Origin of the sequence: Catenuloplanes sp. NPDC051500 (assembly GCF_044454585.1) — a bacterium.
GTDB lineage: Bacteria > Actinomycetota > Actinomycetes > Mycobacteriales > Micromonosporaceae > Catenuloplanes.
In genome coordinates this window covers 94,297-119,190 of the sequence record NZ_JBITDX010000014.1, presented here as the reverse complement: position 1 = coordinate 119,190, position 24,894 = coordinate 94,297, and the positions used below count along the sequence as shown (strand labels likewise).

At 71.8% G+C, this 24,894-nt stretch carries 27 protein-coding genes; 14 read left to right on the top strand and 13 right to left on the bottom strand.

The window, feature by feature from the left end:
- Positions 1–43 precede the first annotated feature (43 nt).
- Positions 44–1,057, bottom strand: coding sequence for a LacI family DNA-binding transcriptional regulator (locus ACIA8K_RS26410; RefSeq protein WP_396063760.1), 1,014 nt, complete (start codon positions 1,055–1,057; stop codon positions 44–46).
- Positions 1,058–1,187: 130 nt separating this feature from the next.
- On the opposite strand from ACIA8K_RS26410, the gene ACIA8K_RS26405 reads away from it, so the two are divergent.
- The 3 genes from ACIA8K_RS26405 (at position 1,188) to ACIA8K_RS26395 (ending at position 4,341) form a co-directional block, all read left to right on the top strand.
- Complete coding sequence (locus ACIA8K_RS26405; RefSeq protein WP_396063758.1) at positions 1,188–1,664, top strand: hypothetical protein; 477 nt, start codon at positions 1,188–1,190, stop codon at positions 1,662–1,664.
- Positions 1,665–1,696: 32 nt separating this feature from the next.
- Positions 1,697–3,730 carry an alpha-galactosidase gene (locus ACIA8K_RS26400; RefSeq protein WP_396063756.1) on the top strand — a complete coding sequence of 678 codons (2,034 nt, stop codon included), beginning with the start codon at positions 1,697–1,699 and terminating at the stop codon, positions 3,728–3,730.
- A gap of 146 nt (positions 3,731–3,876) precedes the next feature.
- Entirely contained in the window at positions 3,877–4,341 is a 465-nt protein-coding gene (locus ACIA8K_RS26395) for a GNAT family N-acetyltransferase (RefSeq protein WP_396063754.1), read from the top strand.
- Positions 4,342–4,688: 347 nt separating this feature from the next.
- Here the strand turns inward: ACIA8K_RS26395 and ACIA8K_RS26390 are convergent, their stop codons facing one another.
- On the bottom strand, positions 4,689–5,804 hold the full coding sequence (locus tag ACIA8K_RS26390) for an NADH:flavin oxidoreductase/NADH oxidase (RefSeq protein WP_396063752.1): 1,116 nt from the start codon (positions 5,802–5,804) through the stop codon (positions 4,689–4,691).
- 80 nt (positions 5,805–5,884) lie between these two features.
- Positions 5,885–6,469 carry a TetR/AcrR family transcriptional regulator gene (locus ACIA8K_RS26385; RefSeq protein ID WP_396063750.1) on the bottom strand — a complete coding sequence of 195 codons (585 nt, stop codon included), beginning with the start codon at positions 6,467–6,469 and terminating at the stop codon, positions 5,885–5,887.
- Positions 6,470–6,555: 86 nt separating this feature from the next.
- On the opposite strand from ACIA8K_RS26385, the gene ACIA8K_RS26380 reads away from it, so the two are divergent.
- A complete protein-coding gene (locus ACIA8K_RS26380) occupies positions 6,556–7,176 on the top strand; it encodes a hypothetical protein (RefSeq protein ID WP_396063748.1) in 621 nt (206 codons plus the stop codon).
- A gap of 53 nt (positions 7,177–7,229) precedes the next feature.
- Here the strand turns inward: ACIA8K_RS26380 and ACIA8K_RS26375 are convergent, their stop codons facing one another.
- Positions 7,230–7,715 (bottom strand): YbhB/YbcL family Raf kinase inhibitor-like protein, encoded by a 486-nt coding sequence (locus tag ACIA8K_RS26375; protein WP_396063746.1) that lies wholly within the window; start codon positions 7,713–7,715, stop codon positions 7,230–7,232.
- Between the two features lie 36 nt (positions 7,716–7,751).
- Between ACIA8K_RS26375 and ACIA8K_RS26370 the strand changes: the two genes are divergently transcribed.
- The 3 genes from ACIA8K_RS26370 to ACIA8K_RS26360 all read left to right on the top strand — a co-directional run bounded on the left by ACIA8K_RS26370 (position 7,752) and on the right by ACIA8K_RS26360 (position 9,557).
- A complete protein-coding gene (locus ACIA8K_RS26370; protein ID WP_396063744.1) occupies positions 7,752–8,174 on the top strand; it encodes a MarR family winged helix-turn-helix transcriptional regulator in 423 nt (140 codons plus the stop codon).
- Positions 8,175–8,248: 74 nt separating this feature from the next.
- On the top strand, positions 8,249–8,539 hold the full coding sequence (locus tag ACIA8K_RS26365; protein ID WP_396063742.1) for an ArsR/SmtB family transcription factor: 291 nt from the start codon (positions 8,249–8,251) through the stop codon (positions 8,537–8,539).
- 16 nt (positions 8,540–8,555) lie between these two features.
- Positions 8,556–9,557, top strand: coding sequence for an LLM class flavin-dependent oxidoreductase (locus ACIA8K_RS26360; RefSeq protein ID WP_396063740.1), 1,002 nt, complete (start codon positions 8,556–8,558; stop codon positions 9,555–9,557).
- Positions 9,558–9,709: 152 nt separating this feature from the next.
- On the opposite strand, the gene ACIA8K_RS26355 is transcribed toward ACIA8K_RS26360, so the two are convergent.
- The 3 genes from ACIA8K_RS26355 to ACIA8K_RS26345 form a co-directional block, all read right to left on the bottom strand.
- The gene (locus ACIA8K_RS26355) at positions 9,710–10,153 is read right to left on the bottom strand and encodes a DUF6194 family protein (RefSeq protein ID WP_396063738.1); all 444 of its coding nucleotides are present in this window, start codon (positions 10,151–10,153) and stop codon (positions 9,710–9,712) included.
- A 216-nt stretch (positions 10,154–10,369) separates the two neighbouring features.
- Positions 10,370–11,449, bottom strand: a complete 1,080-nt coding sequence (locus tag ACIA8K_RS26350; RefSeq protein WP_396063736.1) for a hypothetical protein — start codon at positions 11,447–11,449, stop codon at positions 10,370–10,372.
- Positions 11,446–12,516, bottom strand: coding sequence for an SPFH domain-containing protein (locus ACIA8K_RS26345; protein WP_396063734.1), 1,071 nt, complete (start codon positions 12,514–12,516; stop codon positions 11,446–11,448). The genes ACIA8K_RS26350 and ACIA8K_RS26345 overlap by 4 nt, the downstream gene beginning before the upstream one ends.
- 338 nt (positions 12,517–12,854) lie before the next feature.
- Between ACIA8K_RS26345 and ACIA8K_RS26340 the strand changes: the two genes are divergently transcribed.
- Entirely contained in the window at positions 12,855–14,042 is a 1,188-nt protein-coding gene (locus ACIA8K_RS26340; protein WP_396063732.1) for a cytochrome P450, read from the top strand.
- Positions 14,043–14,069: 27 nt separating this feature from the next.
- On the opposite strand, the gene ACIA8K_RS26335 is transcribed toward ACIA8K_RS26340, so the two are convergent.
- Positions 14,070–14,531 carry a response regulator transcription factor gene (locus tag ACIA8K_RS26335; protein ID WP_396063730.1) on the bottom strand — a complete coding sequence of 154 codons (462 nt, stop codon included), beginning with the start codon at positions 14,529–14,531 and terminating at the stop codon, positions 14,070–14,072.
- A gap of 427 nt (positions 14,532–14,958) precedes the next feature.
- Here ACIA8K_RS26335 and ACIA8K_RS26330 point away from each other — a divergent pair, with 427 nt between their 5' ends.
- Positions 14,959–15,456, top strand: a complete 498-nt coding sequence (locus ACIA8K_RS26330; protein WP_396063728.1) for a hypothetical protein — start codon at positions 14,959–14,961, stop codon at positions 15,454–15,456.
- Positions 15,457–15,726: 270 nt separating this feature from the next.
- Complete coding sequence (locus ACIA8K_RS26325) at positions 15,727–16,926, top strand: S8 family peptidase (RefSeq protein ID WP_396063726.1); 1,200 nt, start codon at positions 15,727–15,729, stop codon at positions 16,924–16,926.
- A 67-nt stretch (positions 16,927–16,993) separates the two neighbouring features.
- Here ACIA8K_RS26325 and ACIA8K_RS26320 read toward each other — a convergent pair whose 3' ends face one another.
- Entirely contained in the window at positions 16,994–17,428 is a 435-nt protein-coding gene (locus tag ACIA8K_RS26320; protein WP_396063724.1) for a MarR family winged helix-turn-helix transcriptional regulator, read from the bottom strand.
- Between the two features lie 83 nt (positions 17,429–17,511).
- On the opposite strand from ACIA8K_RS26320, the gene ACIA8K_RS26315 reads away from it, so the two are divergent.
- Together ACIA8K_RS26315 and ACIA8K_RS26310 are read left to right on the top strand one after the other, a co-directional pair.
- Positions 17,512–18,591: an amidohydrolase family protein gene (locus tag ACIA8K_RS26315; protein ID WP_396063722.1), complete on the top strand. Its 1,080-nt coding sequence runs from the start codon at positions 17,512–17,514 to the stop codon at positions 18,589–18,591.
- 13 nt (positions 18,592–18,604) lie between these two features.
- Positions 18,605–19,195, top strand: a complete 591-nt coding sequence (locus tag ACIA8K_RS26310; protein WP_396063720.1) for a TetR/AcrR family transcriptional regulator — start codon at positions 18,605–18,607, stop codon at positions 19,193–19,195.
- Here ACIA8K_RS26310 and ACIA8K_RS26305 read toward each other — a convergent pair.
- Positions 19,169–19,780, bottom strand: coding sequence for a TetR/AcrR family transcriptional regulator (locus tag ACIA8K_RS26305; RefSeq protein WP_396063718.1), 612 nt, complete (start codon positions 19,778–19,780; stop codon positions 19,169–19,171). The two genes, ACIA8K_RS26310 and ACIA8K_RS26305, sit on opposite strands and share 27 nt — an antisense overlap.
- A 117-nt stretch (positions 19,781–19,897) precedes the next feature.
- Here ACIA8K_RS26305 and ACIA8K_RS26300 point away from each other — a divergent pair, with 117 nt between their 5' ends.
- Complete coding sequence (locus ACIA8K_RS26300) at positions 19,898–20,584, top strand: SDR family NAD(P)-dependent oxidoreductase (protein WP_396063716.1); 687 nt, start codon at positions 19,898–19,900, stop codon at positions 20,582–20,584.
- 65 nt (positions 20,585–20,649) lie between these two features.
- Here ACIA8K_RS26300 and ACIA8K_RS26295 read toward each other — a convergent pair whose 3' ends face one another.
- The 3 genes from ACIA8K_RS26295 to ACIA8K_RS26285 all read right to left on the bottom strand — a co-directional run bounded on the left by ACIA8K_RS26295 (position 20,650) and on the right by ACIA8K_RS26285 (position 23,937).
- The gene (locus ACIA8K_RS26295) at positions 20,650–21,273 is read right to left on the bottom strand and encodes an NAD(P)-dependent oxidoreductase (protein ID WP_396063714.1); all 624 of its coding nucleotides are present in this window, start codon (positions 21,271–21,273) and stop codon (positions 20,650–20,652) included.
- Between the two features lie 81 nt (positions 21,274–21,354).
- The gene (locus tag ACIA8K_RS26290) at positions 21,355–21,534 is read right to left on the bottom strand and encodes a hypothetical protein (RefSeq protein ID WP_396063712.1); all 180 of its coding nucleotides are present in this window, start codon (positions 21,532–21,534) and stop codon (positions 21,355–21,357) included.
- A gap of 42 nt (positions 21,535–21,576) precedes the next feature.
- On the bottom strand, positions 21,577–23,937 hold the full coding sequence (locus ACIA8K_RS26285) for an Hsp70 family protein (RefSeq protein ID WP_396063710.1): 2,361 nt from the start codon (positions 23,935–23,937) through the stop codon (positions 21,577–21,579).
- A 245-nt stretch (positions 23,938–24,182) separates the two neighbouring features.
- Here ACIA8K_RS26285 and ACIA8K_RS26280 point away from each other — a divergent pair, with 245 nt between their 5' ends.
- Positions 24,183–24,860: a hypothetical protein gene (locus ACIA8K_RS26280; protein ID WP_396063708.1), complete on the top strand. Its 678-nt coding sequence runs from the start codon at positions 24,183–24,185 to the stop codon at positions 24,858–24,860.
- The last annotated feature ends 34 nt before the right edge of the window (positions 24,861–24,894 follow it).

Sequence of the window (24,894 nt, the reverse complement as noted above, 5' to 3'; positions counted from 1 at the left end):
AGCCCCCGGGTGCGATATACGTTGGTAGTGGCGGGGAGCGTGCTCACGCCGACGCGCGCCACACCACAGGCGAGGGAAGCACCACAGGTTCCGGATGCTCCCCGTCGATCTGCCGCAGCACGAGGTCGGCCGCGACCGCCCCGATCTCCCGCGCCGGCTGGTGCACGGTGGACAGCGGCGGCAGCGTCCGCAGTGCCCACGTGCTGTCGTCGAAACCCACAAGCCCGACCGCCGAGGGTACGGCCCGGCCGGCCTCCCGCAGCACCTCGAGCGCACCTGCCGCCACCGCGTCCGACGCGGCGAACACGCCGTCCAGATCGGGCGCGCGGGACAGCAGTTCCCGCATCCCCTTCACCCCGGCCGTGTAGTCGTAGAACGGCGCCTCCACCACGAGCGCGGGGTCGAAGCGGGCGCCGAGCGCGGCCGTGAAGCCGGCGAGCCGGTCCGCCCCGGAGTCCCGGTCGAGCGCGGCCGCGATCATGCCGATCCGCCGGCGCCCGGTCTCGGCGAGGCGTCTGACAAGCGCCTCCGCGGACCCGGCGTTGTCGATGCCGACCCACGGGATCTCCCGGTCCAGGTCCGGCGGGTGCCCGACGAACGTGGCAGGCAGCCCGAGCGACGAGATGACCCGGGTGATCGGGTCGTGGGTGCGGGCGGAGACCACGATGGCGCCGTCGACGAAGCCGCCGCGCAGGTAGCGGGCGACACGCTCGGTGTCCCGCGCCGAGTCGACGACCAGGCTGACCATCTGGTGGTCCGCGATGGACAGCGCCTCGTTCGCCCCGAGCATGATCGACCCTATGTTCGGGTCCTCGAGCAGCAGCGAGTGCGGTTCGAGCGTGAGGAAGCCGACTGCCTGTGAGCGGCGCCGGACCAGGTTGCGGGCGGCCGTGTTCGGCACGTAGCCGACCGAGGCGATCGCGGCCTCGATGGCCGTGCGGGCCTCGGCGGAGACGTACCCACCGTTCAGGACGCGGCTCACGGTGCCGCGCGAAACGCCCGCCGTAGCTGCCACGTCGTGCACCGTCGCGCGTCTCTGCCGATCCCTGCCTGCCACGCCGGACAGCGTAGCGGCGCGGTCTTGACCATCGGACGGCCGCGTGACACTGTGTGCACGTTCACGCACCCATCACGCCAGTGTTTCGGGGCGGAAATGTGTGCACGTGCACACACGCGAGGGGGGCGCTGTGACCAGGCACCGGTCTGCAGTGATCTTCTTCGTCGCCCCGTTCGGCGTGCTGGTCGCGCTCGTCCACCTGCTGCCGATCGAATGTGCGGGCGTCAGGTCTCTGTACCCAGTCGAGCGCACCGGCACGTCCGGCCCGGCGCGTCTCCTCCGGCCCGGCACGTCTCCTCCGGCGTGCCGGACACGTCCGGCCGCCGGGCGGCCGCACCTGTGCCACAGTGGCAGGCAGGGGGCGCAGTCGCAGGGATCTGGGCGGCTCGAGTCCCACGGCGGCCAGAAGATCGCGGGGGCCGCCGCACAGGTCACCCCGGCTTCGTGCGGGCCGGCGATGACCTCGACGGACGGCTTCACGGCCACCGGCAGCGGCAGCGGCAGCGGCAGCGGCAGCGGCAGCGGCACCCTGACCTGTGCGCTCACCGCGGCGCAGACGTCGACTCCCCGAAATTGCAGTCCATTCCCGTCAAGGAGTAAGCCCTGATCCGCCAGCTTCGCGCCGCGGGCGTCAGTCTCGTGCTTGATGCCCGCGACGCACGTCCGCCCGCAATCGTCCACTGGGGCGCCGACCTCGGCGACCTCTCCCCCGCCGCGCTCGCCGCGCTCGCCGGCGCGTTAGTGCCCGCGGTGCCGCCGAGCAGCATCGACGTGCCGCTGAGGTTCCCGCTGCTGCCGTCGCTCGCCGACGGCTGGAGCGAGCGCCCCGGCCTCGACGGTTTCCTCGCCGGCCGGGCGCCCTTCGGGTTCACCGGCTGGTCGGCCGAGGCCGGTGACGACTGGATCAGCATCACCGCCGCCGGGCCGCTCACCGTGACCACCCGGCTGGAACTGTCGCCCGAGGGGGTGCTGCGGCTGCGGCACACGCTTGTCAACAACGCTTCCGCGGACTTCGTGCTCTCCGCGCTCGACCTGCAGCTGCCGATCCCGGACCGGGCCCGCGAGGTGCTCGACTTCTCCGGGCTGTGGGCGCACGAGCGCCGCCCGCAGCGCGGCGAGCTGCGCCAGGGCGCGTGGATGCGCGAGTCGCGACACGGCCGGCCCGGGCACGACGACGCGTTCCTGCTGGCCGTGGGAGAGCCGGGGTTCGGGTTCCGCAGCGGCGAGGTGTGGGCCGCACACCTGGCGTGGAGCGGCGACAAACGGGGGTGGGCGTCGCGGTCCGCGCTCGGGCCCGCCGTGCTCGGCGCCGGTGAGCTGCTCGGCGCGGGTGAGGTGACGCTGGCGCCCGGCGCCTCCTATGCCACGCCGTGGCTTGTCGCGGCCTGGTCCGGCACCGGCCTCGACGGGCTCTCCGATCGCCTGCACCCGTGGATCCGCGGCCGGTCGACGCTTCGCCGCCCGCGCCCGGTCGTGCTGAACACCTGGGAGGCCGTCTACTTCTCCCAGGACCTGGAGACGCTCGGCGCGCTCGCGGACGCGGCCGGCGCGGTCGGCGTGGAACGGTTCGTGCTCGACGACGGGTGGTTTACCGGACGCCGGGACGACCGGCGGGCGCTCGGGGACTGGTTCGTGGACACGGAGGTGTGGCCCGCCGGCCTCCACCCGCTGATCGCGCGGGTACACGCGGCCGGCATGGACTTCGGGCTCTGGGTCGAGCCGGAGATGGTAAGCCCCTCGTCCCTGCTCGCGGATCAGCATCCCGACTGGGTGCTCGGCAGCGATTCGTCGCCGACGTGGCGGTTCCAGCGGGTGCTTGACCTGGCGAACCCCGCCGCGTACGCGTACCTGCTGGACCGGCTGTCCGCGCTGCTCGACGAGTACCCGATCGCGTTCCTCAAATGGGACCACAACCGGGACGTACTCACGCCCGGCATCGCACACCGGCAGACCGCCGCGCTCTACCGGCTGCTCGGTGAGCTGCGCACCGCCTACCCGCACGTGGAGATCGAGAGCTGTGCGTCCGGCGGCGGGCGCATCGACCTCGGCATCCTCGAGCTGGTCGACCGGTTCTGGACCTCGGACACCAACGACCCGCTCGACAGGCAGACGATCCAGCGGTGGACGTCGTTGCTCGTACCCCCGGAGTATCTTGGTGGTCACCTCGGGGACCGCGACGCGCACATCACCGGGCGCACCACAGACCTCGCGTTCCGGCAGGTGACGGCGCTCTTCGGCAGCACGGGCATCGAGTGGAACCTGCTGCACGCGACACCTGCCGAGCGCGCGGCGATCGCGGACTGGATCGCGCTGCACAAGCGGCTGCGCGCGCTGCTGCACACCGGGCGCGTGGTGCGCGCCGACACCGCCGACCCGGCCCAGCTGGTGCACGGCGTGGTCGCACAGGACCGCCGCGACGCGGTCTTCGCGTATGTCACGCTCGACGCCCCACAAGCGGCACTGCCCGCACCGGTACGGTTCCCGGGGCTCGACCCGGACCTCGTCTACACGGTGACGCCGCTGCTCACCGGCCCGGTCACCCAGGACGCGCCGCCGCCGTGGATCGCGGCCGGGTCGGTGACGCTGCCGGGCCGGGTGCTGTCCGAGGTGGGCCTCGCGGTGCCGCTGCTGAAGCCGCAGCAGGCCGCGCTGTTCGAGGTGACCGCGGCCTGAACACGGTGCCCGGCCGCCGTTTCCGCGAGCGGCGGCCGGGCTTTCCTGTCACACCCGGGCGATACGGTCCTGTCCGCGACCGCTACGCCGTCGGGCGCGGCCGCCTGCCGCCACCGCCGCTCCCGGTGACGGCGGATGATGGCGCGATGAGCGTTGACGTGTCGCGGTTGCAGGCGGGTGCGGAGTCCGAGTTCGTGGCCGGGATGGAGTGGCTCATCGCGCCACCCGGCAGCAGCCCACCGGGCTGGGACCGCGACCGTGCCCTCGCGCGCACCGCCCGGCTACTCGCCGACGAGAACGTGGCGTTGTTCGCGGCCCGCGCGCCTCAGGGGCAGGTGGTCGGTGTGGCCAGCGTCTACCTGGACATTCTGTCGGTGCGGTTCGGTCAGCGGGCGTCGATCGAGGATCTGGCGGTGCACCCGGACTGGCGTTCCGGGGGTGTCGGTGCCTCCTTGCTGACGACCGCGAGGGCGTGGGCGGAGGAGCACGGCGCCGACTATGTCTTCCTGGAATCAGGCCTCGCCCGGACGGAGGCGCACCGCTTCTATCTTCGCCACGGCGCGACCCATGCGGCCGCGGCGTTCAGATGGACCGTCGAGCGCACCAGCTGACGGGCTTCGGTCATGGGCGGACGCACCTACGGCAACGACAGCGGCCTGCGAGCTGGGTCTCACGCTGCCGAGGCCGGCTACGACGGCGCTGACCAGCGGGTACAGCAGCGGCCGGCCCGGCGTTGAGGGCTTCATGGGGTCTTCGTTCTGAGCCGGTGCTCCGCGAGGCCGGAAGGGAGGAGCCCTTGGGCGACGACCGGTGCCCGCGGGAGCGTGCGGGCCGCGACCACCCACAGAGGTGGGAACAGCTTTAGGAAAGTGATCTTGGGGTTCGACGTGACGGCGAGTCCGGTCCCGGGTCCCGCACGACGGCGTGCGGGACCCGGGACGGCCGGATCAGGAGTGCGTCACCAGCGGGCGCGCCAGTACTGCGGGGCGGCGGGGATGTCGGCGGCCGGGACGCCGAGGTCGGCGGCGGCCTGGGCGGCCCAGTGCGGGTTGCGGAGGGCGGCGCGGCCGATGGAGACCGCGTCGGCCTGGCCGGTGATCAGGATGGTCTCGGCCTGGAGCGCGTCCTCGATCAGGCCTACCGCGCTGACCACGACGCCGGTGCCGGCCAGCGCGGTGCTCAGGTGGGCGGCAAGCGGGACCTGGTAGCCGGGGCCGGTCGGGATGGTGGCACCGTTGGTGAGGCCGCCGCTGGAGACGTCGACCCAAGTCACGCCGGCCTCGTCGGCGAGGCGGCGGACCAGGCGGGCGGTGGCCTCGATGTCCCAGCCGCCGTCGGTCCAGTCGGTGCCGCTGACCCGGATGCCGAGCGGCTTGTGGGCGGGCCACACCTTCCGGACGGCGGCGGCGATCTCCAGGACGAGCCGGGTGCGGCCCTCCTCGGTGCCGCCGTAGCCGTCGGTGCGGGTGTTCGTCAGCGGCGACAGGAACTGGTGGACGAGGTAGCCGTGGGCCGCGTGGATCTGCACCACGTCGTAGCCGGCCTCGTCCGCGCGCCGGGCGGAGTCCGCGAACGCGGCGACGACCTCGGCGATGCTGTCCTCGTCAAGCGCGGTCGCCGCGTCGAGCGCGGGGAGCACCGGGCCGTCCGCAGCGCTGACCGTGGGCCAGCCGCGCTCGGACGCGGGGACTGTGGCGGCGGGGTGGCCGGGCAGGGACGGGTAGGTCGACGCCTTGCCGCCCGCGTGAGCGAGCTGCACGCCGGCGAGCGCACCCTGCGAGTGGACGAAGGCCGCGATCCGGGCGTGTGCGGCCTGCTGCGCGTCGGTGTAGAGGCCGACGTCGCGCGGGGAGATGCGGCCGCGCGCCTCGACGCCTGTCGCCTCGGTCATGACCAGGCCGAATCCGCCGGAGGCGTGCGCGCCGAGGTGGACCAGGTGCCAGTCCGTGGGTACGCCGTCCTCGGCGTCGATCGCGTACTGGCACATCGGCGCCACGAACGCACGGTTGCGGATGCGCAGCCCCGCTCCGTCCGCCGTGGGCAGGGTGATGGGCTCGAAGAGTCGTCGTGTCACAGTGCTCCCACCGTACGTGTGTCGTGCCGCGTCCTATCCGGGCGAAGATTAGCTGCACGCGCGGGTAATTGCATAGGACGCTAGTCACCGAAGACGAGACGCAGGTGGGCGTCGAGCGCGCGGACCGCGGCCTCGGCGGTGTAGTGGCCGCCGAGCACGTAGAGCGACAGGCCCTCCATCAGCGCGAGCAGGCCCGCCCCGGCCCCGGTCGCGTCGATCTCGTCCCGCCGGGCGAGCGCGATCTGGTCGGCCAGGAACGCGGCCATCTGCGTGGTGCCGTCGCGCAGCAGGTCGGCGGCGGTGGGCTCGACGGCGGAGTAGGCCAGGAACGCGAGCCCGACCGTGCCGTCCGCACGGCGCTCCTCGTCGAGCGGCAGCAGCGTGATCAGCAGCGTCCGTACCGTGGCGGCCGGGGTCATAGGTTGTGGCGCCGCGGCCATGGCGGCGTCGATGCGGGCCGTGGTGCGCTCGACGATCCCACTGAGAGCGAACCGCATCATCTCGTCTTTTGTCGAGAAATAGTGCTGCACCATCCCGGTGGTGACGCCGGCCTCGGTCGCGACGTGCCGAAGGCTCACCGCCTCAAGACCGCCGCGCGCCGCGACCTTCATGAGCGCGTCGACGATCAGCGCCCGCCGTTCCCGATGATCCACCTTCTTCGGCACACAGCCATGCTTTCACATTACGACTGTATTGACACCCGGCCGTCCGGCTTTTACATTACAGTTGCAACGTAAACGGGGAGGTCGAGATGTTTCAGCTGCTCAGAAAGGCCATCCGGTGGGAGATCGCCCTCTGGGTGAGCCTCTACCGCCTCACGTTCCGGCGGCCGGCGCCGATCGAGGCCGGCGCACGCACGTTCGGCTACATCCGGCCGATCGCCCCGGTCCTCGGCGTCTTCATCGCGGTCTCCGCGATCGACATCGTCGCCGCCGACCTGGCCCTTCACCACTTCCTGCCCACCTGGGGCTGGCTGCGCGGGCTCGCACTGCTCCTCGGCATCTGGGGCCTGCTCTGGATGATCGGCCTCGCCGCGAACATCCTCACCCACCCGCACGTGGCCGGCCCGTCCGGCCTGCGCATCCGCAACAGCCACACCCTCGACCTGGCCATACCCTGGGAAGACATCGCCACGGTACGCGCCCGCAGCCGCTATCTCGTCGAGGGCGACACGATCCAGCGCGACAAGGACGTCCTCAACATCGCGATCAGCAGTCTGACCGCCGTCGACGTCGTCTTCCGCGCCCCGGTCACCCTCCACCTGCCCAAGGGCCCGGCCGAGGGCATCACCGAACTCCGCTTCCACTGCGACCTGCCGGACGAGCTGGTCGCACACGCCAACACCTTCCTGACGGACCCGGTCACGGCCTGACGGGGTCGGGAACCGCTGGCAGGTGCGGTACCGCTGGGCGGTGTGACCTGGGCTTACGAGGCCGGCGTGCTGGTGCCGACCAGGATGGCCCGGCCGAGGGTGTGCGGGATCATCAGGACGTGGAGCAGGGCCTGACCGGCGGCCGGCGGCAGCTCGAGCACCGGGACGCTCAGCGCGGTCGCGCAGAGGAACAGGCGGTGGGTGCCGGTGCCGGGCGGCGGGTTCACGCCTGAGTAACCGGTCACGCCGAGGCTGTTGGCGAGCGCCACCCCGTCGGACGGTGCGCCGGCCGGCGGGATGTCCTTGACCGTCAGGTGCCAGAAGCCGCCGGGGATCGGTGCGTCCGGGTCGAAGGCGGTCAGCACCAGGCTCTGCGTGCCGGCGGGAAGATCGTCCCAGGTCAGGGCCGGGGCACGGTCGCCGCCGGAGGCGTAGGCGGAGGTGGGCAGCGGCGCGCCCGGGGCGAAGTCGGGGCTGCGGAGCGTGAAGGCGGGGGCAGGGAACGCGATCGCGTATGGATCTACAGTCTTGCTGTACATGTCACCAACGTACAGCAAGCCTGTATTGTTTTGTCAATGAGCAGCTCACCTACAGATGATCTGGAGCTCGCCGAGGCGTTGCGGGCGGCCGTCGGGGACCTGGTGCGGCGGATCAAGCCGCTGGAGGCGATGCCGGCCGGCCAGCTCGCGGCGCTCGGCTACCTGGGGCGCGAGGGCGCGCTGTCGATCGCGGATCTGGCCCGGCGGGAGAGCGTGCGCCACCAGTCGATGACCCGCACCATCGGGCTGCTCGCGGAGCAGGGCCTGGTCACGCTCAGCCCGGACGGGCTCGACCGTCGCCAGGTCGTCGTCGTGATCACCGAGGCGGGGGCGACGCGGCTGGCGGAGGCGCGGCACACCCGGGCGGCCGCGGTCGCGACGGCGCTGCGCGGACTCACGCCGGAGGAGCGGGCGATCGCCGAGCGGATCCCGGAGATCCTGCGGAAGCTGACACCGTGAGCAGCGTCATGGTGGCAGCCACACGTTCCGTGACGTAATTTCGGAGATTAGCGAAATGCCGAAGGACGGTACGTGTGCTTGACGAGTGCAAGGCGCTGGCGAACGAGACGCGGCTGAGCATCCTGGAGTGGCTGAAGGACCCGGCTGAACACTTCGACGACCGGGTCGGCGGCGAGCCGCTCGGTGTCTGCGTGGGCCTGATCCAGCAGCGCGCCGGATGTTCCGCCTCGACCGTCTCCGCGCACCTCGCCGTCCTGCTGCGCGCCGGTTTCGTGCAGGCCACCCGCCGCGGTCAGTGGACCTACTACCGCCGCGACGAGGCCCGCATCCGCGCGTTCGCCGCACGCGTGCACAGTGACTTATGACCCGGAAGGCGACACCATGCCCACCGCACTCTCCCTGCTCGATCTGGCCCCGATCGCGAGCGGGCAGACCGCGCGCGACAGCTTCGAGGCCAGCGTGGACCTGGCCCGCGCCGCGGAGCGCAGCGGCTACCGGCGTGTCTGGTACGCGGAGCACCACAACATGGCGACGATCGCGTCCTCCGCGACGAGCGTCCTGATCGGGTACGTCGCCGCGCGCACCGAGACGATCAAGCTGGGCTCCGGCGGGATCATGCTGCCGAACCACTCGCCGCTTGTCATCGCGGAGCAGTTCGGCACGCTCGGCACGCTGTTCCCGGACCGGATCGACCTCGGCCTCGGCCGCGCGCCCGGCAGCGACCAGGTGACCATGCGCGCGCTGCGCCGCGACAACCAGTCCGCCGAGTCGTTCCCGCAGGACGTGCTTGAGCTGCAGGGCTACCTGACCGGCAGGTCGCGCATCCCGGGCGTGCAGTCCTACCCGAAGCCGGAGGGCGAGGTGCCGCTGTTCATCCTCGGCTCGTCGCTGTTCGGCGCGCAGCTCGCGGCGCAGCTCGGCCTGCCGTACGCGTTCGCGTCGCACTTCGCGCCGGACGCGCTGCACTCGGCAGTGCAGGTGTACCGGCAGACGTTCACGCCGTCCGCGCAGCTCGCGGAGCCGTACGTGATCGCGGGCGTGAACGTGATCGCGGCGGACACGCACGAGGAGGCCGAGGACCAGAAGACGCGCGCCTACCGGAACCGTACCCGGGCGTTCATCTCGCGCGGCGCGGTCGGCCAGAACTTCACCGACGCCGAGATCGACGCGTTCCTGGCCTCGCCGAACGGCCGCCAACTGGCCCAGATGACGAAGTACACCGCGGTCGGCACGCCGGACGAGGTGCGTGACTTCCTGGAGGAGTTCGCCGCGTCCGTACAGGCGGACGAGCTGATCACCGCCCACCACGCGGAGAGCGCGGCGGCCCGGGTGAAGTCGGTCGAGCTGACCGGCGCCGCGATGGCCGCGACCGCGGCGGCCTGACGACGCTACGGACCGGTGGCCGGTCACCTGGCCGCCGGTCCGGTAGCGTCGCGCCGTGGACATCCGCGGCATGATCGCCGACGAGCGCCGGCGGTTCGCCACGCTCGTCGACTCGCTTACCCCGGCGCAGCTGGCGGCGTCCCGGTGCTGGCTCAGCGGCTCGCGCGGCGCTCGTAGCGTGACCGTGCGGTCCGGTACGCCGCATCAAGCAACTCCCGCGCCGCATCTGTCGTCCGCTCCCCCGGGTTGATCACGGAGATCCAGCCCAGCCGGCCGTAGACGGGGTGCGCGAAGATCACATCCGCCGCGCTCGGATCGGTCTCCGCGGACGTCAGCCGCGCGAAGTCATCCCTGCTCACATCGATGTTGAGCCGAAAGACGCCGGGCCGGTCCAGCCTGGACAGCGTGTCATCCGGATAGTCCTTCGTCACGATCGTGGCGAACGGCTGGACGTTGCCCGGCACGGTCCCGTCCGGCGAGTAGTAGAAGAACGCGTCGCCCCACGCGATCTCCGGCGTGCCGTCGCCGGGCTGCGGTTGCAGGGCGAGCACGCCGGAGAGGCCGGAGACGTACCCGATGATCTCGTCCTTGGTCATGGGTCCAGCCTCGCACGACAGGGCTCCTGCCCACCGGAGTCGATCGCGGCGGGCAGGAGGCGGAAAATGCCGAACCATGTCACGACATAGATCAAAATCTTTTTCAAGCCCCGAGGGTACGGCCGGGGAGCGCCGAGCCTTGCCGACATCTATCCGAAGACGCCGGTAGCAACGCGAGAAATGACAGGTCCGTCGCGGGCCGGACCGTGCTGTCGCTCATCGGGCTCTCAGCACGAGGAACAGGATGATCGCGGTGAGCAGGGTCAGGGCGGCGAGGACGGCAGCGGCGATCTTGGGCTTGCTGTAGGGGCGTTCGCCGGCGACCTCGCCGGTGCGGCCGTTGACAAGCACGGTGTAGGTGTGGCCGGCGTGGAGGTAGCAGGCGATCCAGACCGGCAGCAGCATGAGCTTGAAGCGCAGGTCGCGGTAGTCGGTGTTCACGTCGTGGACGCGCTGTTCGTCGCCGCCGATGTCGTGCCGGGCGTCGTCGCGGATCTGGTCGTCCATCCGGGTGCGGGCGGTGGTGAAGCCGGCCTCGGGCTCGATGTCGTAGCGCAGCGTCTCGTGGCCGGCCAGGAACCCGGGGCGGTACGGCTCGGCCGAGGTGAGCGGCCACGGCTCCAGCGCGTCCAGGTGCGCGGGCGTCACATGCGTGGTGCCGGCCACCAGAATATCGTCGAAGACGCGGCTGACCTGGCCGGAAACGGACGTCCAGCGCGTCCGCCGTACCTGCCGCTGCCGGGTCTGCGACTGGCCGTTGACGGTCTCGGTGTACGTCTCGGTCACGTAGTAGTGGTCGCCGCGCTGGCCGGAGTAGTGGGACCTGGTGTCGCTGTCGAACGTCCAGTGCGGCAGGTACGTGCTGTGCGCGGACTCGGCCTCGGTGACCTTCTTCAGGTTCGACGGCGCGAACCAGCGGCTCTTCACCCAGCCGCGCAGATGGTCCCGGACCGCGGCCTTCTCGACGGCGAACGGCAGCACGGCCTCGGGCACCACCTGCTCACCGTCGTCGGCCGTGGCGACCAGCGCGGCGCCGCAGAACTGGCAGCGGTCGGAGATCCGGTCGCTCGTGGTCTGGGCGCCGCAGTTCCGGCAGGTGAAGACGTGCGGGGCGAGCGTGCCCACCGGCTTGCGGGGCAGCGCGGCGAACGCCCGGAAGTCGTGCTCGCGGACGACCCGGCCGTCTCCGGCAAGCGGCGTCTCGTGGCCGCAGTACGGGCAGCGCAGCACAGTGGTCCCGGGCGCGAACTCGACGCCGGCGCCACAGCCGGCGCACGGATACTGCGTCTGGGTCATGCCTGCGGCGGCAACGGCGGCGGCGTGGCGGCGAAGAGGGAGGCCAGCTCCGGCACCTGGCCGGCGGGCACCCACGCGGCCAGGCCGGCCCTCCAGACAAGCGTCTCGCGGGTGACCTTGCCGGTCAGCCCGGCCACGTCGAACGGGCCCTGCTGCTGGCCGTCCACGCCGACGAACCAGTCGGCGGCTGTACCGGGGAGCGGTGGTGGGGTGGGTCTGTTCATCGCGGCGCCGGCCTGCTGTGCGGCGGCCATGCCGAGCCCCAGCCCGAAGCCCTCACTGGAGCCGCCGGGGTTGTTGGCCGCGTCCCGCATCGACTCGGCGGCCTGGAACGTCGTGTACCGGCCGAGATCACCCGCCACGCCCATCGAGGTGCGGCGGTCGAGCGCGGCCTCCACCTCCGGCGGGACCGAGATGTTCTCGATGAGGAACGCCGGGACCTCGATGCCGTAACCGGACAGCTCCGCGGAGAGCACGCCGGCCAGCTTCGTACCGATGCTGAGCTGCTGTGCGGCCAGGTCGAGCAGCGGCACCCCGGCCGTGGCGAGCGCGCTGCCCAGGTGGGTGGCGACCAACTGCCGGAGAAACGCCAGGACCTCCTCGGTACGGAACTGGGGATCCGTCCCGACCAGCTCCTTGAGCAGCAGCTCCGCATTGGCGACCCGGACCGCGAAGCCGCCGAACGCGCGCAGCCGGACCACGCCGAACTCCGCGTCACGGACGATCACCGGGTTCTGCGTACCCCATTTGAGGTCGGTGAACTGCCGCATGGCGACGAAGTAGACCTCGGACTTCCACGGCGACTCGAAGCCGTGCTTCCAGCCCTGGAGCGTGGAGAGGATCGGCAGGTTGCGGGTCTCAAGCGTGTACGTCCCAGGCGTGAACACGTCCGCGACCCGGCCCTCGGTAACGAAGATCGCGACCTGCGACTCGCGCACGATGAGCTTAGCGCCCATCTTGATCTCGTTCTGGTAGCGCGGGAACCGCCACACGATCGTGTCCCGGCTGTCGTCGAGCCACTCGATGATGTCGACGAGCTCGCCGCGCATCTTGTCCCACAGCCCCATGACCGGCCCTCCCGGCGATTGATCTTCGCAGCCGCACGGTAACAAATCCGGTCGAACTCCCGATGTCACATCGCGGAGCCGACCGGCAGTACCCCGGCGGAGCCGACCGGCGTCACCCCGGCGAAGCCGACCGGCGTCACCCCGGCAGGCCGATCAGCAGAAGATCCTGGCCTCCCGGAACTGTTGCATGCATCCCCCTCGAAGCCCTCCCCCGACGCTGAGTGGTCACTCAGGATCGGGCGGATGCTACGTCAGTCCAGGGTGGACATTCAAGCATTGATCTCGGCAACTGGCGGCGGCAGGATCGCTGCGGACATCGCGACGACCTGGGGGCGACGATGACGACGGTCTTCACCGATCCGGACCGGTACACGGACATGGCCGGCTGGCACCGCGAGGTGGCCGAACTGCGCGCGCGGGCGCCGATCCACCGGGTGGTGGCGGACGGCTTCGACCCGTTCTGGGCCGTCATCGCGCACGACGTGGTGATGGAGGTGGAGCGCCGGCCGGACCTGTTCCGGAACGCGCCGCTGCCGTGGGTGGTCAGCCGGTCGGACATCGCGGCGGCGCGGGAGGCCGGGCCGGCGCCGCGGACGCTGATCCACATGGACGGTGAGGACCACGCGGCGTACCGGCGGTTCGGCAACGACTGGTTCCGGCCGGCCAGCCTGGCCGCGCTGCAGGAGCGGCTCGATCAGCTCGCGGACGACGCGCTTGCCACACTCGAGGCGCGGGGCGGCAGCTGCGACTTCGCCGCGGACGTCGCCATGCCGTACCCGCTGAAGGTGATCCTGGAATTGATGGGCCTGCCGGAGGCGGAGTATCCGCAGGTCATCGCGCTGACGCAGGACTTCTTCGCGCGCGACGGCGACCCTCGGGTGATCCAGAACCTGTTCGGGTACATGTGCGCGCTGACCGGGGCGCGCCGCGCGGAGCCGACCGGCGACCTGGCCAGCGCGGTGTCGAACGGGCGGATCGGCGGTGAGCTGATCCCGGAGGTGGAGGCGACCAGCTACCACATGATGGTCGCGACCGCGGGCTACGAGTCGACCGCGAAGGCGCTCACCGGCGGGATGCACGCGCTGATCGCCAACCCGGAACAGTTGCGGCGACTGCGGCGGAACCCGGAGCTGATCGACTCCGCGGTGGACGAGATGATCCGCTACTCCTCGCCGGTACGGCACATGATGCGCACCGCGTCCGCGGACACCCGGATCGCGGGCGCCGACATCGCGGCCGGCGACTGGCTGCTGCTGTCCTACCCGGCCGCGAACCACGACCCGAAGAAGTTCCCGGAGCCGGACGCGTTCGACGTGGCGCGCCCGAACGCGTCCGGGCATCTGGCGTTCGGTTTCGGCCCGCACCACTGCCTCGGCGCGGCACTGGCCCGGATGGAGATGCGCACGCTGTTCCGCCGGATCCTCCCCCGCCTGGAATCGGTCACGTACGACGGCGACGCGCTGCTGACCGACACCACGTTCATCGGCGGCTTCCGGACGCTGCCGATCCGGTACCGCCTCAGGTAGGTGCTGTGTGGGCCTCGGATCCGGCCGTCACCACGTGCGGTCGGCGAGCATGCGCTGGACGCGGTTGACGAGTTCCTGGGGGCGGAACGGCTTTGTCATGTAGTAGTTCGCGCCGAGTGTCATGCCGAGGTCGATGTCGCCTGCGGCGTCCCGGCCGCTGAGCATCAGGACCGGGATGTCCGTGGTGCGGGGCTTAGCCCGCAACTCGTAGCAGATGTCCAGGCCGCTCAGGCCGGGCATCACCACGTCGAGCAGGATCAGCTGGGGGCGGTGCTGCATCGCGAGGCTTAGCGCGGAGACGCCGTCCCCGGTCGTGATCACGTGGTAGCCGGCCGCCTCGAGGGAGAACTCGATGAGCGCGCGCACGTCCTCGTCGTCCTCCGCGACGAGCACTGTCGGCTCCGCCTCCGAGGCGAGCGCCTGCGCGCCCTCGAGGCTCGTCGGGACAATGAACGCGCTGGTCAGATACGGCATGGTCGTCTGGCGCATCGGTGACCTCCTAATCGGCCGGGGGATGTGTCGGCCAGGGTTTTCCGCCCAGAGAAGATGAAGCGCGCGCCGGGTCGCGGGCCGGGTGCATCCGGGTTGCAGGCGGGTTGCCTTCCCGCGAAACAAACAAACCAGACCAAAGGCGCAGAGCCAGATATTCCCGCTTCCGCGGTGGTTACGGGCCGCATGCTCCCGCGGGCAAACCTCCGGTCCCCGAAGACTCCGCTGGCGCTCCGCTTCGGGTTCCGGCCGGAGCCGGACCCGCGCGGACACGGGCAAAACCCCCACATCCGTCGCGCCGACCACGCGAAACCCTTGTGTGGCACCGGATTACACGGAAACTACTCACGCGCTGCTCTCGATCAACTACGTTCTGTTTGGCCCGCCGCAGTCCTGACGGGTTCCGAATCTCAGACAGGGGAAGTCCATGCACAACCTGCGTACCCGGATCGGCGGCCTGATCGCGGCCGCCACGATCGCCGTCACAGGCGTCGCCGTCGCACCCACACCGGCACAGGCCGCGGTCACGCCCGCGTTCTTCACCGTCAGTGACATCTCCGGGGCCCTGTTCGTCATCAAGCTGGTGGACCAGCTGAAGATCGACCAGGCGCGCGCCATCCTCGACGGGGAGGGGCCCGCAGGCCTGACCCACATTCTCGGCCGGGTGAAGCCGACGACGGCCTCGTACAACCCGGACTTCAACTACCACCTCGACCCGAGCAGCATCACGTTCTTCCAGTCTGGACTGAGCCTCTGCGACACCACGTTCGCGCAGATCAACCAGCAGCTGGCCCTGCTCACCAATCTGAGCGGCGGCACCGGCGGCCTGGGTGGCCTGGGTGGGCTCGGCGGGCTGACCGGACTGATTCCGGGTCTCGTCTGCCCGTCCACGTCGACGCTGCTGGCCGAGGTAGTGCCTTTCTGACCCAGGTCTTCTGACCTACCGGGTCTTCTGACCCATCAGTTTCGCCGATGACTGGACGCCGCCCTCGGGACGGCGTCCAGTCGGCGTTCCACCCCCCGCACAGGTTGTCGTGACCAACGACGGGCCCGCGGCCCGCGGGAGCATGCGGGCGTGAGCACCGCGGAAGCGGGAAAATCTTCGTTCTTAAAAAGCTTTCTGTCTATGTCGCTGTTACGGTCCGGTAAGGACGGCCGGGCCGGACCGGGTCGGCCGGCGGCATGGGAGGTACGAATGGCGAAACGTGTTCGTCTCGGCCTGGTGGCCGGGTTGGCGGCGCTGGCCGGCTCGTTCGGCCTGCCGGGAGCGTCCGCGGGCGCGCCGGCCGAGGGCACGATCCTCGCGGCGCCGGGGGCGGAGGTCGTCCCGGGCAGCTACATCGTGGTGCTTGACGACGGCACGACAGGGGTCCGCGACAAGGCGCGCAGCCTGGCCCGCGCACACGGTGCCACTGTGGACGCCACCTACGAGCATGCGTTGCGCGGCTTCGCGGCCCGCATGCCGGAGGCGCAGGCCAAACGGCTGGCCGCGGCGCCGGGCGTGGCCTACGTGCAGCCGAACGTGGTGCACACGACGCAGGCCACGCAGCTCAACCCGCCGTCGTGGGGCCTGGACCGCATCGACCAGCGCAACCGGCCGGTCGACGCGTCCTACACCTACAGCACCACCGCGTCGAACGTCACTGCTTACATCATCGACACCGGGATCCGCACCACGCACGGCGACTTCGGCGGGCGCGCGGTGAGCGGGTTCGACGCGGTGGACGGCGGCGCCGCGGACGACTGCAACGGCCACGGCACCCACGTCGCGGGTACGGTCGGCGGCAGCTCCTACGGCGTGGCGAAGGGCGTGCAGCTGGTGGCCGTGCGCGTGCTCGACTGCGCGGGCAGCGGTACGACCGCGCAGGTCGTGGCCGGCATCGACTGGGTCACGGCGAACCACGCGGACACCTCGGTGGCGAACATGAGCCTGGGTGGCGGCGCTGACACCGCGCTCGACGACGCGGTCCGGCGTTCGATCGCGGACGGTGTGACGTATGCGATCGCGGCCGGCAACGGCCTGTTCGGGATCTTCGCGCTGGACGCCTGCACGCAGTCGCCGGCCCGGGTGACCGAGGCGCTCACCGTCTCCGCGACCGACACGGCCGACCGCAAGCCCTCCTGGCCGAACCGGGGCACGTGCGTGGACCTGTTCGCCCCCGGCATCGACATCACGTCGGCCTGGAACACGAACGACACCGCGACGAACACGATCAGCGGTACGTCGATGGCGGCCCCCCACGTGGCGGGCGCGGCCGCGCTGTATCTGGCGTCGAACCCGGCCGCGACGCCGGCTCAGGTGAGCGCGGCGGTGGTCGGGGCGGCGACGACCGGCGTGGTGACGAGCCCGGGAACCGGTTCACCGAACCGGCTGCTGTACACGGGCGGTTTCTGACAGCGGGTGCGCGGTGTGGCCGGCGCCGGCCGCACCGCGCCCTGATCACCTGCGATTCCGGCGACGACTACCAGACCGGACGCATCGGGGTACGGCCGTCGCCGTTCTCGTCGACATAGGAGCGGAGCGCGGTGCGAACCGTGTCCAGCTCCGGCATGTGGGACTCCTCCTCGGCCCAGATCTCCGCGACGCGTGCGACAAGCGCCCGGCCGCGCGCGGTGGCCACGATCAGCTGGGCGCGGCCGTCAGTGGGGTGGCGGGCGCGTTCGGCGTACCCCCAGGTCTCCAGCTCGCGGATGATGTGCGCCGCGCCCTGCTTGGTCACGCCCAGGTAGCCGGCCAGCTCCACGGCGGTCTCGCCGCCGGTGGTCACCAGGCGGCTGATCGCGTAGCCGTGCGCCGGCCGGATCTCCGCGTGCCCCTCGTCCGCGAGACGGGCGTGCAGGCGGTCGGTGAACAGCCGGAACGCCATCGAGAGCAGCAGCGGTAGCGGAATGGACATGTCGTCAGGATAGACCAGCGGCTTGTCTAATTTGCTTCCATACCTCAAGATAGACCAGCAGCTTGTCTATCTGAGGGGCTTCCATGCGCACCACCATCCAGAACGTCCGGGTTTTCGACGGGACCGCGCTGACCGCCCCGCGCGACGTGCACCTCAGCGACGGCCGGATCGTGCCCGCACCGCCGCCGGACGCACGGGTGGTGGACGGGCGCGGCCGTACGCTGCTGCCCGGCCTCATCGACACTCACGTGCACGTCGAGCGGCGCGACCAGCTCGCGGAGCTGGCCCGCTGGGGCGTGACCACAGCGCTCGACATGGGCTCGCCACGGCCGGACTCGACGCTGCCGCTGCGACACCTGGACGGCGTCGCCGACCTGTTCAGCGCGGTCTACCCGGCGGTCGCGCCCGGCTCGGCCGCGATCCGGCGGATGGGCTATCCGGCGCACGCGGCGGTGCCGGGGCCGACTGCGGCGCGGTCCTGGGTGGACGCGCGCGTCGCGGAGGGTGCGGACTACATCAAGATCGTGGTCGAGGACCCGAGGCAGCCGGGTACCACAGGGCTGCCCGCCGAGACCGTGACCGCGCTTGTCGAGGCGGCCCACGCACGCGGGCTGCTCACCGTCGCGCACGCGGTGACCGCGGCGACGTACCGGACCGCGTCGGTCGCGGACGTGGTCACGCACGTGCCGATCCAGGCGGTCGCGGGCGGCGCCCGGATCGTCTCCCCCACGCTCGTCATGATGCGCGGCATCTGCGGCACTGTCGGCCGCACGCTCCCGCTGCGCGTGCTGGGCGCGCTCCGGATCGCGCCCCGGATGGACTTCGTGCACGCGCTCGGCTCGGCCCGCCTGCTGCACGCGGAGGGCGCAGTGGTGCTGGCCGGCACGGATGCCAACGGTGACGCGACCGCGCCGTTCTCGCCCGCGTTCGGCGCGTCGATGCACGAGGAGCTGCGCCTGCTGACCGAGGCCGGCCTGTCCGCCGTGGAGGCGTTGGGCGCGGCCACGTCCGTACCCGCGCGGGTCTTCGGGCTTGACGATCGTGGTGCCGTGACGCCCGGTCTGCGTGCCGACCTGCTGCTCGTCGACGGCGACCCCACAGTGGACATCGCAGCCACGGCCCGGATCACGCACGTCTGGACCGGCGGCATCATGATCAGATAAGTAGGATGTCACGGTGAGTTACTCGAACGACCCGCGGGCGGCACGCAGCCGGGAGGCGATGATCGCTGCGGCGCGCCGGCTGCTTGTCGACGAGGGCCCGGGCGCGATCACCCATCAGCGCGTGGCCGAGCTGGCCGGGGTCGGGCGGGCCACCGTCTACCGGCACTGGGCGCGGGCCGAGCAGCTGCTGCTCGACGCGATGGGCGGCACCGACCTGCCGCTCTTCAAGGAGCCGGAGTCGCCGGTACGGCCGTGGTTGCACCGCCAGCTCCGGCAGCTGGCCGACGAGCTGTCCGTGCCGGCCGTCGCAGGTGTGGCGCTCATGCTGGCGCAGTCCTCGCTGACCGACCCGGTGGTGGCGGCCCGGCACGCGGAATCGAACCGGGCCGTCACCGAGCGGATCGCCGCGGCGGTCGAGGTGGCGGCGGCCACCGGCGAGCTCCGGACCGACGCGACGCCTATCGACCTGACCTCGTTGCTTGTCGGGCCGCTTCACTTCCGCACGGTCGTGCTGCGCGCCGAGGTCCCGGACGCGTTCATCGACCGGCTGCTTGACGCGGTCGGGACCTGGCGGCCGTCAGGAGCGGAGCGCGCCGAGCGCTAGCATCGCGACGTCCACCGAGGCCTGCAGCTCCTCGCGGCTCGCGCCGGCGGCGGCGTGGACCGCGTGCCCCTCGCTGAGCGTCATCACGAACCGGGCCAGCGCGGGCGGGTCCAGGCCGGCCGGCAGGTCGCCCTCCGCCGCCGCGCGGGACAGCCGTTCCCGCAGCGCCGCCTCGGTGTCGGCCCGGCCGGCGGCCAGCGCTTCGGAGATCGGGGCGTTCTCCGGCGAGCAGGCCAGGCCGCCCTGGATGGAGAGGCAGCCCGGCGGGTGGTCGCCGGCGGTGAGCCCGTCCGCGCTGGAGCGCAGGAAGACCTCGATCGAGGCGAGCGCGGTGGGCTGGTCGAGCGCGGCGCGGGCGGCTGCCAGCTTCATCCCGTGGTAGCGGGCGAACGCGCGCCGGAACAGCTGTTCCTTGCTTCCGAACGTGGAGTACAGGCTCGGCCGGTTGATGCCCATCGCGCCGGTGAGCGCACTCAGCGAGGCCCCGTCGTAGCCGTGCCGCCAGAAGACCTCGGCGGCGCGGTCCAGGACCGTCTCCTCGTCGAAGGCGCGCGGCCGTCCGAGGGTGGGCGTCTCAGTGCTCATGAACCCACTCTACCGCTCGGTACACATTGTGAGCCGGGCCACCAACCGATCAGTACAAAAGCTGTTACGGTGGAGCCACAACCGATCAGTACAAAAAGTTCGACCCGCGGAGGATCCATGACCATCACGCTGATCACCGGCGCCAACAAGGGCATCGGCTTCGAGACCGCCCGGCAGCTGATCGCGCTCGGCCACACCGTCTATCTCGGCGCACGCGACGCCGAGCGGGGCGAGAAGGCCGCGGCCGAGCTGGGTGCCCGGTTCGTGCAGCTCGACGTGACCGATGACGCCTCGGTGAGCGGCGCGCTGGCCGTCGTCGACGCGGCCGAAGGACGGCTGGACGTGCTTGTCAACAACGCCGGCGTGCTCGGCGAGAAGGCCGTCGACGGGCCCTACGCGCTCCACGTGTTCGATGTGAACGCGGTCGGCCTGATCCGGGTCACCGAGGCGGCGCTCCCACTGCTGCGGAAGTCGTCGAACCCCACTGTCGTCACGCTGTCCAGCAGCCTCGGCTCGTTCTGGGCGGTGACCAACCCGGAACGGCCGGAGTTCGGCCTGCCGTTGGCGCTCTACTCCGCGTCCAAGGCGGCCGCGACCATGCTGACCGTGCAGTACGCCAAGTCCGAGCCGGGCATCAGGTTCAACGCGCTCGAGCCCGGCACCACCGCCACCGACATGACCGCCGCGTTCGGCATCGGGCGCCCGGTGGAGGAGAGCGCGAAGACTGTCGTACGCCTGGCCACGCTGGCCGCGGACGGGCCGACCGGCACCTTCACAGACGAGCACGGCACCCTGAGCTGGTAAGGGAGCGCGATCACCGACGGCCGGTCCACATGATGACCGCGCGGTACGACCCGGCCGCTGACGCGCTAGAAGAGCACGACGGTACGGCCCGCGTACGCGGGCGTTTCCACCTCGGTGACCATTGCGGCGGCGACGTCAGCGCGGGAGATCGTCGGCGGCAGGACCCGCCAGCTGCGGTCGAGCACGTCGAGCGGCACCACCTGGGTGGCACCGGTCGCGGCGCCGTTGGTGAGCGACACCGGGTGAAAGATCGTGGTGTCCGGGCCGGCGATCAGCTCGTCCGCACGGATCTTGTCGTCGTAGCCGGCCGGCCCGAGGACACGCCGCTGGATCCACTCGTGCAGGCCGCTCGAGTGGGCCCGGGACGCGCCGACGCCGAACGAGCCCAGCCACGCCACCCGCGGCCGCTTGGCATCGAGAGCCGCGCGGGCGCCGTCGGAGAGCGTAGTCTTCGGGCCGCCGCGGCTGAACCCGAGCACACTGATCAGCGCGTCCGCATCCGAGGCCGCGTCGACGACGGTGACGGGCGCCTGCACGTCGGCCGCACGCACCTCCAGCCGGGGGTGCGCCAGTCCGGACAGCGCCTCCGGACGCCGGGCCAGCGCGATGACGTCATGGCCTCGGTCGAGCGCGGTGGTCAGGACGTGACGGCCGGTGGCGCCGGTGGCACCCAGAACAACGATTCGCACAGCTCTCCCCACTGTGAGACGCCCGTCTCACAGTGGGGAATCGTGCCATGACCCAATCTATGAGTCAACTGTCTCAGAGTCTCAGTGGGCTCCCTGGGCGCGGTCCGGCTCGGGCTTACGCCGGTCACCCGTGTGCGGGTCGGTCTCGGCGGAGGCCGTCTCCGCGGGCTCCGGGATCGCTGACATCGGGTCGGTGTCGGCCGACCCGGGCCCGTCCTGCGTGGTGTACTCGGCGTACTGCTCAGGATTGACGTCGCTCATGACCGTGGAGTACCCCCGGAACCCGCGCTTACCCGGTGATCTTCAGCGGCCCGGAACGGCGAGCTGGGGCAGCGTCTCGCGGACCGCCCGGGCCATGGCGTCAGTGATCGTGACCCGCTTGGAGGCGTCCTTGACCAGCGCGTCGTAGCCGTAGATCTCGAACTCCATCACCAGGTTGCCGTTCCGGACGACAAGCCCGGCGCGGGTGCCGTCCGGCGACTCGGACGAGAAGCTGAACGCCTCCTGCCCGACGCCGAGCGCGGCCGCATCCCGTTCGACGAGCGTGGGCTTCGCATTCGGAATGCCGCCACCGGAGGACTCGAAGCCGCGCACCGACGTCAGGTAGTCGCGGCCCTCGGCCTCGCTGCCCAGCGAGATCGCGAGCGCCTGAAAGCCGCCGCTCGCGTAGTCGACCTGACAAGTGTTCAGACCCGGCACTGTCGGATCACTGCCGGACCGGACCGGCGCGCTCACCCGCTCACGGACGAGCGCGGTCACCGCGTCGTAGCGAACAGCAGGGCAGAGCGTCGCGGGTACGGAGAAGGTGCCACTCCGCGCGGCCGGCGCGGACGTGGCCGCGGACGGTGGGGCGGCCGCGGCGGCGCTTGTCGTGGCCGGGCTGGGCGAGGCGGAAGCAGCGGGAGACGCCGTCGCGGAGGTCTGCGGCCCGCCGGTGACGACCGCACCCTGCCCGGAGGCATCGGTGGCGGTGGTGGCGGGCAGTGCGGCCGGGGCCGGCGTGCTGTCGTCATTCCGCGGGATCAGCAGCGCGGCTGTCGCGGCGATCGCGGCCACGGCCGCGGCGGCACCGGCGACGATCGCCCAGCGGCGGATGGCGACGGCACTGCGGTCCTGCTCGGCGGGCGGCGCGGAGGCGGGCGGCACGGAGGCAGGCGGTGCGGAGACAAGCGGTGCGGAGACAATCGGTGCGGAGGCGGGCGGTGCGGAGGCGGGCGGTGCGGAGGCGGGCGGTGCGGAGGCGGGCGACCAGCCGGGCGTGCCGGAGGCGGGCAGCGGTATGCCGGAGGCGGGCGCGCCGGACACCGGACCGGCACCGTGCGCGGCGATCGACTCGGCGTAGGCAGCGGCCGGTTCTCCGGAGGCTGGGGATTCCGACACCGACGCCTGGCGCGGAACCACGGGCATCGGTGCGGTAGCCACCCCGCCGGGCGCGGACCCCGCACGGCCGTCGACTCCTCCCAACGGACCTTCTGGCACAGGAACGACGCCGGCAACTGCCGGTCCCCCGTAATCGCCCGCGACGCCCGCGACGCCCGCGCCGCCCCCGCCGGCCGCGCTCGGCGGTCCCGACACCGCACCGAAGGGCCTGCCGGAACCGGCTGCCCCGAGACCAGCCGCCGCGACGCCTCCCCGGCCGACGCCGGCCGCGGGCAGGCCGCTCGCGGAGTCGTACCCCTGGATGATGCTCTTGATGATCGTCAGCTCCGGGTCGGGGAGCAGGACGGGGACGGACTCGAGCGCCCGGTGCAGCAGCGTGCCGGCGAGCGGCATGCGGCTGGCGCCGCCGACCATCAGGACCGTCACCGGGGCGCCGGTGGGCAGGCCTGCCGTGCGCAGGGCGGCCCGGGCGGCGGTGATCGTGCGGTCCAGGACCGGGCGGGCCAGGAGGTCGAGCTGCTGGCGGGTGACCAGGAGGTTCTGGTCGAGGAGCGGCACGTGCAGCGTGGCCGAGGTGGAGCCGGAGAGCGCCTCCTTGACCCGGCGGAGGTCGTCGCGGAGTCGGCGGGCGGTACGGCGGTCGCCTGCGGTCTGCGGGGCGAGCAGGCGGCGCCACGTCTCGTCGGGTGCCGGGATCGAGGCGGCCAGCCAGCCGAGGAGCGCGTTGTCGACGTCGAGACCGCCCGCGTCCGGCAGGGACTCGGCGGCGAGCACGTCGAGACCGCGGGAGAGCACCGTCGCGGAGAAGCCGCCGGCGCCGAGGTCGTAGACCAGGATCGGGCCGCTGCCGGGGATCGGGACGCCGGCCAGCGCGCGGGCGGCCGCGACCGGCTCCGGAAGCAGTTCCGGCGCGGGCAGCCCGGCGGTGCGGGCGGCGGCGCTCAGCACCTGGAGTCGGTCGGCACTCCACGAGGCGGGGTGGGTGAGGACCAGCGCGGTGACCTGGTCGCCGGACGCGAGCGTGGCCTCCTCGGCCGCGCGGGCCAGCACAGCGCCGATGATCTTCTCGATCGGGAACGTGAAGTCGCCGAGCCGGGCGGACGGCTCGCCGATGCGGCATTTCGGGTGCGGCTCGTAGGCGTCCGGCGTGATGCCTGCCCGGCCCGCCGCCTCGGGCCCGGTGATCAGCGTGTCGCCGGCCGCGCAGACGCCGGACGGCAGGACCGTCGTGTCCGCGCCGGCCGCCACCGTGCCGGACGTGCCGAAATCTATGCCGAGCCGCACCTGTCGAGCCCTCCCCCGTAGATCGTTGCTGGCCAGACTAGACGGCGCCGCCCGGCAGAACAGCCCTTGAATCGACGAGGACGACCAATCGGTCACACAGCCCCGCGGCCGGGTGCCGCCCAGGCCTCCAGGCGCTGCCGTTCTTAAAGTGGGTTGATCACCAGGGTCGGCCCCGGGGAAACCCGGGGCCGGGATCGGGGCGGTCTCGGATGGCCCGCGCCGCGCCGGTGACCAGGATGAACGGCGTGGACAACCGTAAACGCTGGCGCCAGCTCACCGTCTGGCTGCACGTGCTCAGCTCAGCCGGCTGGATGGCGCAGGCGATGGCGCTGTGCGTCATGCTCGCCACCGGCCTGGTCTCCGGCGACCCGGTCGTCCGGGCGGCCTCGACGACGATGGCGCTGGCCACGGACGGACGCCTGCTCGGCCCGATGGCTGACGTGTCCGCGTTCACCGGCATCATGCTGGCCGCGGCCACGCCGTGGGGCTTCTTCCGGCACTGGTGGGTGCTTGTCAAGTTCGCGATCACCGTGGTCCAGCTCTACGTCGGCATCTTCCTGCTCTCGCCGCAGCTGGAGCAGTCCGCAGTGACCGGCCCGGTGCCGCTGCAGATCGCTGGCACCGCGCTGATGGCGTCCGCGATCGCGTTCCAGGGCTGGCTGTCCATCGCCAAGCCGTGGGGCACCGTCCGCGACCGGCAGCGTCGTGGTGGTGGGACCGGGCCGCTCTGGGTGTTCGTCGCCGCGGTCGTCGGCGGGCTGCTCGACCTCGCGCTGGCGCTGGCGCTCGGCCATCCGATGCCGTTGCTCTCGATCGTCCTGCTGATCGTGGTCCTGGCCCGGCGCCGCAGCTGGCCGGGTGCACCGGCCGGGCCACGGGCGGACGCGACCCCGCGTGAGCGGCGGGCTGCGACCCCGGCATGAGAGGCGGACGCGACCCCGGCGTGAGAGGCGGGCT